The sequence below is a fragment of the Acinetobacter sp. ANC 4779 genome (assembly GCF_004331055.1).
In the GTDB taxonomy this organism is placed as follows: Bacteria; Pseudomonadota; Gammaproteobacteria; order Pseudomonadales; family Moraxellaceae; genus Acinetobacter.
On record NZ_SJNU01000009.1, the window covers coordinates 146,107 to 156,906 of the forward strand.

General features: G+C 39.0%; 10 protein-coding genes and 1 rRNA gene. 3 read left to right on the forward strand and 8 right to left on the reverse strand.

Translation table 11 applies throughout. From position 1 onward, the window contains the following. Nucleotides 1–196: 196 nt before the first annotated feature. Entirely contained in the window at nt 197–1,549 is a 1,353-nt protein-coding gene (gene pabB, locus E0H80_RS11690) for an aminodeoxychorismate synthase component I (RefSeq protein WP_131366011.1), read from the forward strand. Between the two features lie 90 nt (nt 1,550–1,639). Here the strand turns inward: pabB and hisC are convergent, their stop codons facing one another. The 7 genes from hisC to E0H80_RS11725 all read right to left on the reverse strand — a co-directional run bounded on the left by hisC (nt 1,640) and on the right by E0H80_RS11725 (nt 8,747). Further along, nucleotides 1,640–2,731 (reverse strand): histidinol-phosphate transaminase, encoded by a 1,092-nt coding sequence (hisC, locus tag E0H80_RS11695; RefSeq protein WP_131366014.1) that lies wholly within the window; start codon nt 2,729–2,731, stop codon nt 1,640–1,642. A 210-nt stretch (nt 2,732–2,941) separates the two neighbouring features. Further along, on the reverse strand, nt 2,942–4,243 hold the full coding sequence (hisD, locus tag E0H80_RS11700; protein ID WP_165494311.1) for a histidinol dehydrogenase: 1,302 nt from the start codon (nt 4,241–4,243) through the stop codon (nt 2,942–2,944). Nucleotides 4,244–4,437: 194 nt separating this feature from the next. After that, complete coding sequence (gene hisG, locus E0H80_RS11705) at nt 4,438–5,133, reverse strand: ATP phosphoribosyltransferase (RefSeq protein ID WP_131366017.1); 696 nt, start codon at nt 5,131–5,133, stop codon at nt 4,438–4,440. Continuing rightward, the gene (gene murA, locus E0H80_RS11710) at nt 5,133–6,389 is read right to left on the reverse strand and encodes a UDP-N-acetylglucosamine 1-carboxyvinyltransferase (RefSeq protein WP_067870092.1); all 1,257 of its coding nucleotides are present in this window, start codon (nt 6,387–6,389) and stop codon (nt 5,133–5,135) included. The genes hisG and murA overlap by 1 nt, the downstream gene beginning before the upstream one ends. A gap of 6 nt (nt 6,390–6,395) precedes the next feature. Continuing rightward, complete coding sequence (gene ibaG, locus E0H80_RS11715; RefSeq protein ID WP_004650949.1) at nt 6,396–6,647, reverse strand: BolA family iron metabolism protein IbaG; 252 nt, start codon at nt 6,645–6,647, stop codon at nt 6,396–6,398. A gap of 139 nt (nt 6,648–6,786) precedes the next feature. Continuing rightward, nucleotides 6,787–7,119: a ribosome hibernation-promoting factor, HPF/YfiA family gene (hpf, locus tag E0H80_RS11720; RefSeq protein WP_131366019.1), complete on the reverse strand. Its 333-nt coding sequence runs from the start codon at nt 7,117–7,119 to the stop codon at nt 6,787–6,789. A gap of 173 nt (nt 7,120–7,292) precedes the next feature. Continuing rightward, nucleotides 7,293–8,747, reverse strand: a complete 1,455-nt coding sequence (locus tag E0H80_RS11725) for an RNA polymerase factor sigma-54 (RefSeq protein WP_131366022.1) — start codon at nt 8,745–8,747, stop codon at nt 7,293–7,295. Between the two features lie 551 nt (nt 8,748–9,298). Here E0H80_RS11725 and E0H80_RS11730 point away from each other — a divergent pair. Both E0H80_RS11730 and E0H80_RS11735 read left to right on the forward strand, forming a co-directional pair. After that, nucleotides 9,299–9,694 carry a transposase family protein gene (locus E0H80_RS11730; protein ID WP_171457831.1) on the forward strand — a complete coding sequence of 132 codons (396 nt, stop codon included), beginning with the start codon at nt 9,299–9,301 and terminating at the stop codon, nt 9,692–9,694. Continuing rightward, nucleotides 9,642–10,112 carry a transposase gene (locus E0H80_RS11735; RefSeq protein WP_131366027.1) on the forward strand — a complete coding sequence of 157 codons (471 nt, stop codon included), beginning with the start codon at nt 9,642–9,644 and terminating at the stop codon, nt 10,110–10,112. Before E0H80_RS11730 ends, E0H80_RS11735 begins: the two co-directional genes overlap by 53 nt. Before the next feature lie 473 nt (nt 10,113–10,585). On the opposite strand, the gene rrf is transcribed toward E0H80_RS11735, so the two are convergent. Further along, nucleotides 10,586–10,700 (reverse strand): 5S ribosomal RNA (gene rrf / locus E0H80_RS11740). Nucleotides 10,701–10,800 lie beyond the last annotated feature (100 nt).

Below are 10,800 nucleotides of genomic sequence, written 5' to 3' on the forward strand. Positions count from 1 at the left end.
TTTGTTTTTGGACAACAATGGAGTCTTTCCTTGAGCAGCCTGTTTGCCCTACTAAAGTTATATGTGTGTCATTTTTTGTTCAACTGCTGTTGGTCGTAATCCATATGTTACCGACAAACGGTATTTACAGTTTTTATGCATAAATATTGTTATAGAATACGTTATCTATGTATAGCCTTTTATAATTTAACATCGTATGAATAATCCGGTTATTTTTAAAAAACTGTTGACTGAACAATGGCTTAATACAGCTCAAATATTGTCTGCTTTATCGCATCTTACTCATTTGGTTTACTTAAAAAATGTAAATCAACCTGTGATCGCTTTTTTTGCATCTGAATATCTGCTTAAACAAGGTGACGTCACTGAAAATTTCACACGAGTTTCGCTAGATCAATATCAAAAAAAATATCAAACTATTGATTTCAATCATTTTTTTAAAAAAAATATTCAGAACTATCATTCTGATTTTAACGGTGGATTAATTGGCTTTGTCAGTTATGACCATGCAGCAGAACAACAAGTGTCGATTAAACGAAAAAATCAACCTGCTTTATTTTTGGGCATTTATCGCAATTATCTCAAACTCACCCCACAGGGTTGGACTTTTTTTAGTGAGGAAGATGAGGCTGAAAGTATTTTTCAAGTTATTCAGGATGCAATACAACAGAAAAAAGCTCCATCTTTTTCACTCACTCAATCTTGTCGCGCGCGCTGGAATAAAAATGAATATGGAACTGCATTTAAAAAAGTTCAAGACTATATTAAAGCCGGTGATTGCTATCAAATTAATCTGACTCAAGAATTTACAGCAAAAGCTGAAGGATTTTTATTAGCGATGGCTGAAGAATTTTGGAAACTCACCGATGCCCCTTATTCAGGTTATTTAAAGATTGATGACTTTGAACTCTTGAGCTGTTCACCTGAATTGTTTATTAATTTTGAAGCCAATCGAAAAATTGTCACTCGACCAATCAAAGGTACAATGCCCCGCCATCCTGACCCAAAACAAGATGAACAATCGAAACAAAACCTGATTCATTCTAAAAAAGATCAGGCTGAAAATGTAATGATTGTGGATTTACTTCGCAATGATTTAAGTGTTTATGCAGAAACAGGGTCGGTGAAAACACCCCGACTTTTTGATATTGAATCTTTTAATCAGGTTCATCACATGGTGAGCGAAGTCACTGCAACCTTAAAGCAGGATATCAATCCTTTTGATGTCTTAATGTCTGCACTCCCCGGAGGTTCGATTACGGGTGCACCAAAAATTCGTGCTATGCAAATTATTGATGAACTTGAAGGTGCGCCACGCGGGGCTTATTGCGGATCAATGGGCTATTTTAATTTTGACGGTACAGGTTGTTGGAATATCTTGATTCGTTCCATCCAAAAATACCAAGATGACGTATCTCTATGGGCAGGTGGTGGAATCACCATTGCCTCAGATTGTGATGCAGAATATCAGGAATGTTTTGATAAGGTTTCTGCCATGCTTGATTTGCTCAATACATGGTACAAACCAAAAGAAAAAAGCAAATCGTAATATTCACTTTGTCTCATTAATCCCCCCAACCCTCCTTTAAAAAGAAGGAGGCTCCTACTTTTATGAAAGGGAAATTGGGAGGGATTCAAATCATGCCAAAATATCGTTTTTCAACGTATCAACAAGACGTTGATTCTGGTCATCTGTACCAATGGTAATACGTAGATACTGATTGATACGTGGTTTATTGAAATAACGCACAATAATGCCACGTTCACGTAATTCAGCTGCTAATTCAGCTGCATCTTTACTGGGTAATGATGCGAAAATAAAGTTGGCTTTTGAAGGTAAAATCTTAAAACCAATCGCTTCTAAATCAGTAACCAGCTTTTCACGGCAATTAATCACTTTTTGGCAGTGTGCTTCAAAATAAGCCTGGTCTTCAAATGAAGCCACTGCAGCAGCAATCGCAAAACGATCTATTGGATAGGAGTTAAAGCTATTTTTTACCGCTTCGAGTGCAGCAATTAAATGGGGTTGAGCAATCGCAAAACCAACCCGCAAACCCGCAAGTGAACGTGACTTAGAGGTGGTTTGGCAGACGACTAAATTTTCGTATTTTTCAACTAAGCTGACCGCAGATTCCGCACCAAAATCAACATAAGCTTCATCAATCACCACCACTGAATCAGGATTTGATTGCAGCACTTCTTCAATTGCAGATAATCCTAATGCAATACTGGTTGGTGCATTCGGGTTGGTGATAATGATGCCGCCATTGGCTTGTTTATAATCATCCACTACAATTTCAAAGTCATCATTGAGTGGCAAAACCTTGGTCTTGACTGCAAAAAATTGACTATAAACAGGATAGAAACTGTAAGTAATATCAGGATAGAGTAATGGCTGCTTTTGCACAAAAAATGCTTTAAAAATATGTGCTAGCACTTCATCTGAACCATTTCCGACAAAGACATTGCTTGCATCAACATTTTGTTGAGCGGCTATGGCTTGCTTTAATGCAGAAGCATCTGGATCGGGATATAAACGCAAGGCATCTGCTGAATTTTCTAATACTGCTTGTACCGCATCGACCACTTTTGGAGAGGGTGGATACGGATTTTCATTGGTATTAAGCTTCAATAAATTTTGAATTTTTGGTTGTTCGCCGGGTACGTAGGGTTCTAATTCACGTACTTCAGGACTCCAAAAACGCATTTGTTGTGGCGTGATGGTAGACATTTTTTATCTCTTTAATGTACTCAACTTACTTGATGTAAGTCCTCTCCTCTTGGGAGAGGGTTTGGGAGAGTTCAAACTTAATCCCAAACCGAAATGAATATTAAATTCTTTGCACTCTCCTCACCTCTCTTGCACTTTGCTTTAAAGCAATCCTTAAAGCTCATTCAGAGAGGAACATTCATTACTGAATGGAGAGTTGTTCACTTTATATTATTGATAACGATACCTTGCTGATCTTGCATGAGCATCCAAGTTTTCTTGTTGCGCCAATATATCCGCGGCTTTCGCTAAAGTTTTCACACCTTCTTGCGAACACATGATCAAGCTTGAGCGCTTCTGGAAATCATACACACCCAATGGTGATGAGAAACGTGCTGTACCCGAGGTCGGCAAAACGTGATTTGGTCCTGCACAGTAGTCGCCAATGGCTTCAGGAGTATAACGCCCCATGAAAATTGCACCAGCATGACGAATTTCTTCTGCCATTTCCTGTGCTTCATCCAGGCAAAGCTCTAAATGTTCAGGCGCAACTTGATTGATCAAATCAATCGCCTCGGCACGATCTTTTACCAAAACCAAAGCCCCACGATTGGCAATAGATGTACGTGCAATTTCAGCTTTAGGCAATTCAGCCAGATGATCTTCAATGGCTTGCTCAACATCATTTAAAAGCTGTTCATCGGGTGTAATGAATAGTGCTTGAGCAACGGTATCATGTTCAGCTTGAGACAATAGATCCATCGCCAACCATTTCGCGTTATTTTCACCTTCGGCATAAACCAGAATTTCAGAAGGTCCGGCAATCATGTCGATACCGACTTGGCCAAACACAGCACGTTTGGCAGCTGCAACAAAGCGGTTACCTGGACCGGTAATTTTATCTACGCCTGGAACAGTTTCTGTACCATATGCCAAAGCTGCTACCGCTTGTGCCCCACCGATGGTAAATACACGAGTCACACCTGCCAAATAAGCCGCAGCCAATACCAGTGGATTCAACTCGCCATTAGGAGCTGGAACCACCATGATAATTTCAGCGACACCCGCAACATGGGCAGGTACAGCATTCATCAGCACTGAAGAGGGATAAGAGGCTAAGCCACCCGGCACATAAATCCCCACGCGATCAAGTGGTGTGATTTTTTGACCGAGTGTATTGCCCAAGGCATCCACATACGTCCAACCCTCTTGCTTTTGTGCTTGATGGAATTCACGAATCCGATTTGCAGCCAATTCTAAAGCTTCACGAACGTCGTTATCCAAACCATCAAAAGCCGTTTTGAGTTGTTCTTGGGTAAGTTCAAGTTCAGAAAACTGATGCGCTGGATGTCGATCGAACTGTTGTGTGAGCTTAAGCACATGAGCATCACCATGCTGACGAACATCAGCAATGATTTGGTCTACAGTTTTTAAAAGTTCAGGATCATTCACAGTCTCAAAAGCCAACAAGTCTGCAAAAACTTGCTTAAAGCTTTGATCTTGGGTCGATAAACGTCGCATCAATTTACCCATCAGGTTTGAATTCGAAGGTTTTAGTTTACCTGTTTTCATGCGCTTTGTCGGTAGCTATAATACTGTATCAGTATTAGTTTTATTGAAATTAACTTTTGCTAACATTGATGAAAACACTGAATGTTTACTGTTTTTTCTCCAGCATAAAAAAACCGCCATAGAATGACGGTTTTCAAATTTGCATACAGAGATGCTTATTTTTTGCTTTCGCGTTCTTCCACTGCTTTTTCAAGCTGTGCCAGAATCGGATTCAATAAAGTTTGCTTACGTTTAAAGCTGGCTTTATTTACAATCAAACGTGAAGAGACTTTGCAAATTTCTTCAAGCGGTTCAAGACCATTGGCACGCAGTGTATTACCGGTATCAACCACATCGACGATGTAATGACCAAGACCCACAAGTGGTGCAAGTTCCATTGAACCGTAAAGTTTAATCACATCCACTTGCTCACCAAGGCTTGCATAGTATTGACGGGTTAAATTCACGTATTTAGTGGCAATTTTTAAACGGCCTTTCGGACGATCCATCCCCACTTTACCGGCTGTCATAAGTTTGCATACAGCAATTTTCAAGTCCAATGGTTCATAGACGTTTTGCGCGCCATGTTCCATCAACACATCTTTACCTGCGACACCAATATCTGCTGCACCATTTTCAACATAAGTCGGAACATCAGATGCACGTAAAATTAAAATACGCACTTGCTTATGTGTTGTTGGAAAAATTAACTTACGTGATTTATCTGGATCTTCCAGCAGGTTAATTCCTGCTGTTTCAAGCAATGGTAAAGTTTCTTTTAAGATACGTCCTTTGCTTAATGCTAAAGTTAAACCATGATCAAAATTGCCCATTACGTCAAAGTTTGGATCATCGTTTCTCATATCACTCATTAACTTACTCGCTTAATTTGGGCACCTAAACCCTGTAACTTGGCTTCAATATCTTCATAACCGCGGTCAATATGATAAATACGGTCAATCAATGTTTCCCCATCTGCTGCTAAAGCGGCAAGAACCAAAGAGAATGAAGCACGTAAATCGGTTGCCATGACGGGTGCTGCAGAAAGTTTTTCTACACCGGTCACAACAGCATCGTTACCTTCAACCTGAATATTTGCGCCCATACGAGAAAGCTCAGGCACATGCATAAACCGGTTTTCAAAAATCGTTTCAGAAATGGTTGCAAAACCCTGACCAATGGCATTTACCGCCATAATCTGCGCTTGCATATCTGTTGGAAAGTCTGGATGTGGCAAGGTCTGGAAGCTGACTGCTTTAGGACGTTTACCCATCATGTCGAGTTCAATCCAGTCATCACCACGAGTTACTTCCGCACCCATTTCTTCGAACTTGTCCAAGACAGATTCGAGTAATGATGGATCGGTATGTGTGGTTTTGATTTTGCCGCCAGTGATGGCAGCAGCAGCCAAGTATGAACCTGTTTCAATACGGTCAGCAACTACGGCATATTCACAGCCATGCAAGCTTTCAACACCAGTTACAACCAATGTATCCGTATCCAGACCTTCAATTTTTGCACCCATTTTAATGAGCATTTGCGCAAGGTCAGTAATTTCCGGTTCACGCGCCGCATTACGGATAGTGGTCACTCCATCAGCCACAACTGCAGCCATGAGAATATTTTCAGTACCCCCTACCGTCACCATGTCAAAGATAACTTCGCCACCTTTTAGACGACCATTCACTTTGGCATGCACATAACCATTTTCCACTTCAATTTCAGCACCCAAAGCCTCTAAGGCTTTTAAGTGTTGATCGACAGGACGTGAACCAATGGCACACCCTCCTGGAAGCGATACTTGTGCACTACCATAGCGCGCAAGTAATGGACCAAGCACCAAAATTGAAGCACGCATGGTTTTTACCAGTTCATAAGGTGCAAACTGATTGTTCAATGTAGAGGTATCCGCCTTAACCGTGTCGCCTTCATAAGACATTTGAATACCTAAACCGGCAATCAATTGCACCAGGGTATTCACGTCTTTTAAGTTCGGCACATTGGTTAATGTGATCGGGGTATCAGCAAGAATCATCGCTGCAAGTAAAGGCAATGCTGCATTTTTCGCACCAGAAATACGCACTTCACCTTCAAGCTTCACACCGCCCTGAATTAAAAATTTATCCATTTAGTTCTAAGCTCCGAATAAGCTTGCTTTACGCCATTCTTCTTTGGTCATTGCACGAATAGTTACCGCGTGTACTTCACCGCTGGCAATATATGAATTTAACGGAGCATAAACCGTTTGTTGACGTGCGACTGGCCGCTTGCCTTCGAATTGTTCATCGACTATTCGAAGATCAAACTTACCGCCTTGCCCACTAACTGCAACTTCAGCCTCTGGAAAAGCAGCTTTTAAAATTTCAGTGAGCTGTTCACTATTCATCACAAAGACCTCTTATAGGACCAACGGTGTAAAAACCTGCCATTTTACTATAAATATGAAAAATAAATCATTAATGCATAACATTTTATATATATAAAAAAGAGGTCTTTAAAAAACCTCTTTTCGTTCAAAAATCAAACTATGCAAGCACAGGTTGATAGTCTATCTGCATTTTTCGGTGTTTATGCAATTGTCTTTTTAGCTTTTCTGTTAGTTTTTTAATCGAAGTATACATATCATCAGCACTGGCTTGAGCAAACATCTCAATCCCGGGTAATCGAATAATAGCTTCAGCAATATGATTATCACTGCCTTTTTTAGAAAATTTATCTATTTGATGATCTTTTGAAAGTTTGACCTGCATACTATTGACTTGATCTAAATGTTTTGTCATCTGGGTAAATCTAAGGCGAATATTTTCTTCAATTGCTGGGGTAATGCTTAAATGGTGACCACGAATTGTTATTTGCATAGTTCTATCCCTCACCTTCTTTTAGAATTAGAAAAGAATAGCCAAACTGACCTAATGACAGCAAAAAATACGCTCCTGCACATTTAACATTAAATCCTTTCAACTATTCCTTAAGTAAAAAGAGATTCATTATGTTGTCATAATGAATCTCTAGAATAGCCACAGTTTAAAATTTAGATCAAGACTTTTCGTTCCGAAGATGATGGGATATGTAACGACTCCCGATATTTAGCCACCGTCCGACGTGCGACATCAATCCCGGCTTCTTTCAATAAATTGGCAATGATATTGTCTGATAAGGGTTTGCGCGGATTTTCTTCAGCAACCAACTTTTTAATTTTGGCACGAATGGCAATAGAAGATGCCTCGCCCCCTGAAGTTGTTGCTACATGACTTGAAAAGAAATATTTCAACTCAAATAGACCGCGGGGTGTCAGCATAAATTTATTGGTGGTTACGCGCGACACTGTAGATTCATGTAACTCGACCTCTTCAGCAATATCACGCAGCACCAAAGGTCTCATGCCTTCCGCACCAATTTCTAAAAACATTTTCTGATGTTCCACAATACAGGTTGCTACTTTTAATAAAGTCTTATGCCGCTCATCTACACTTTTAATAAAGTTTTTGGCATCCAGCATTTGGTTGCGCAAGTATTGATTATCACTGCTCTGATCGGCACGTTTAATCATATTGGCATAAAATGAATTAACGCGTAATTTCGGCATGATATCGGGATTTAACTGTACCTGCCAATAGTCACTTTTTCTCATCACCACTACATCGGGAATTTGATAGTCCGAATCTTTTTCCTCAAATTCCATACCTGGGTAGGCTTTTAAGGTTTTTAACAAATCAACCGCACATTTAAGTTGATCAGGATTTAAACCTGTCTGTTTAACCAGTTTCGGCAATTCATTGGAAATCAATAACTCATAATGATTCAATAAGGTTATTGCTTCACGACGATATGCAGTTTGCGCTGGTAAAATTTCCACCTGCACCAATAAACATTCAGCTAAATTACGCGATGCCACACCAGGAGGATCAAGACGCTGAATATGTTTTAAAACCGCAACTACTTCATCATCTTCAACTTCATCATCGTAATCCATAGATTCCAGTAAATGCTGAACCGACATGGTTATTTCTGTAATTTCGGCATCCAAAAAACCTTTTTCATCTAAAGAATCAACAATACAATGTGCAATCAGTTGATCGACCTGTGAAAAATGTAATAAATTAATCTGCTCAAGCATATGCTCTTTTAAGCCTGAATGACCTTGACGATTATCTTCACGCTCTTCATATTCGGGCGAACCCAAACTTGTTGGCTGATGGGTATAAACATCATCCCAATCGGTATCGACAGGCAAGTCATCAGGGAGAGTATTGGCATTTAATTCAGTGGTTAAATCTTTATGATCCTGTTCTTGCTCTTCTAAAGAAGAGAGACTTTCAATATTTGACTGTTCTTCTATTTGTTCTAATAGAGGATTACTATCGAGTTGAATTTGAATTTCTTGCTCAAGTTCTAAACTGGATAATTGAAGCAAACGAATGGCCTGCTGCAACTGCGGTGTCAACGACAAGGAGTTCGCAACTCTTAATCCAACCGATAACTTCATAATACCCCTACTCTTTTTCTGAATATTTATTGTAAGCAATTTCTATGCCGCTTTATATTTTTATAGCACAGAATTATTAAAAAACATACAATTTTATGAGGTGAACAATTAGCAATGCTACTTATTTACAAAACATGAACTTTAGAGCCACGGGAGAGTATTGATTTACTTTTAGCTTAAAACCCTAATAGTTAACATTGGTTCCATTCACCTGAATTATTTATAAAAAAAACATCACCTAAATGATAGCTCTTAAAGCCAACAATATTCTTCACACGGCCTATCTTTTCCTCATATACCAACCCTAAAAATTTATATAAAAAAGTTTGCTTCACTAGATTAAACATATGACTTTCAAATTTTTAATTCTTCAGTACCAAATTCATAAGCTCATCTACGTCCGATTGAACCACATTAGAAAGCTTTGTATTTGTATAATTTACTTCCCACCTAATTGAGCTGAATAGATCTCTTTCATAAATCAAAAAACGATCATCTTTTTGGTTGATATTTATAATCTAACTGTCTTGGCATTCGTGCATAATCTGCGGATGAAATACATCGATTCAAACAAGCTTTCTGATCCGCAGTTCAAACGATACACTGGCATCTCATGGTCAACCTTCTATTTAATGGTTGAGCAATTGAAGAAACATGTTCCTATTAAAGGCAGACCGCCCAAGTTAAGCCTGGAAGACCAGGTTCTGCTCTGTCTGAGCTATTGGCAGGAATACCGAACCTTATTTCACGTTGCGACGAGTTACGGTGTTTCAGAGCCGACAGCTTCAAGAGTTGTACGTCATGTTGAAGAATGCCTGATTCAGTCTAAGCTGTTTAATTTACCGAAGAGTTTACCCGAGGGTGAAGGCATCGACTGGAATGTTGTGATCGTGGATGCCACAGAAATCCCAATACAAAGGCCCAAAAAAACAGAAGAAAAGCTATAGCGGCAAGAAAAAGACCCATACCTTCAAAGTCCAGGCCATGATGCACTATAAGACTCCGCAAATACTGAGTTTATGTAGCGGTCGCGGTGCAGTGCATGATTTCGAGCTATTTAAAAGAAACATGAAGCTGATTCCTTCAGAAGCCTTTGTTCTTGCAGATAAAGGCTATCAGGGTATTTATGCTCTGCATTGGAATAGTCTGCTACCTTTAAAAGCCAAAAGACGTTGTAAATTAGATCCTGAACTAAAAATCTATAAACAGGAAATCAATAAAAGAAGAATAGGGATTGAGCATGTATTTGGCAGCCTGAAAACCTTCAAAATCCTTGCTGATCGTTATCGAAATAGAGGCAAAAGACTCGGCTTAAGATTCAATTTAATCGCTGGAATTTATAATTTGGAATTGAGTAAAAAATGATTTATGAAAGAGATCTAATAAGTAATTATTAATTTATTAATCCTGCTTTTTTAACCTCCATGCCTATTGCACAGCCTTCAGTTGATCTGCAGAATGAGACCACATTAATATATTCAAAGGTGAGTGTACCAAAGATAGCACAGTATATTTTCTTGAAATCCTATTCCTATAGGGTCCGTATACTTATTGATAAGCTTTACTCTTGTGAAAAACCTAATACTGTACATTCAAAATGGGGCATTAAAATATTCAAGGTTATAAACCCTAATGAATTAGTTTCTAATATTTTTTTAGCTGAATCAAATGAGACATATTCATAGAAAATCAATTATATGACTCTATCTATAATAAGCTCTCTAAGGATATTCTAGTTTTTATTCTGATTAAATATAAAATTTACAAATTCTTTTTCGCTTTTCCCTGCATAAAAACCCCCCTCAATCTTAAGATTAAGGGGGGTTTTAGGAATAATGAGCTGGCGATGACTTACTCTCACATGGGTAACCCCACACTACCATCAGCGCAAAGAGGTTTCACTTCTGAGTTCGGGAAGGGATCAGGTGGTTCACTCTTGCTATTGTCGCCAGCACAACTGTTTATGGATACTTGCCTCGGTCTTAGCTGCACTTTTCAGTGTTTGCCTAGGCTTTTTCCAAATCTTGACAGATTGGGCTGTTTGAGTTGAATA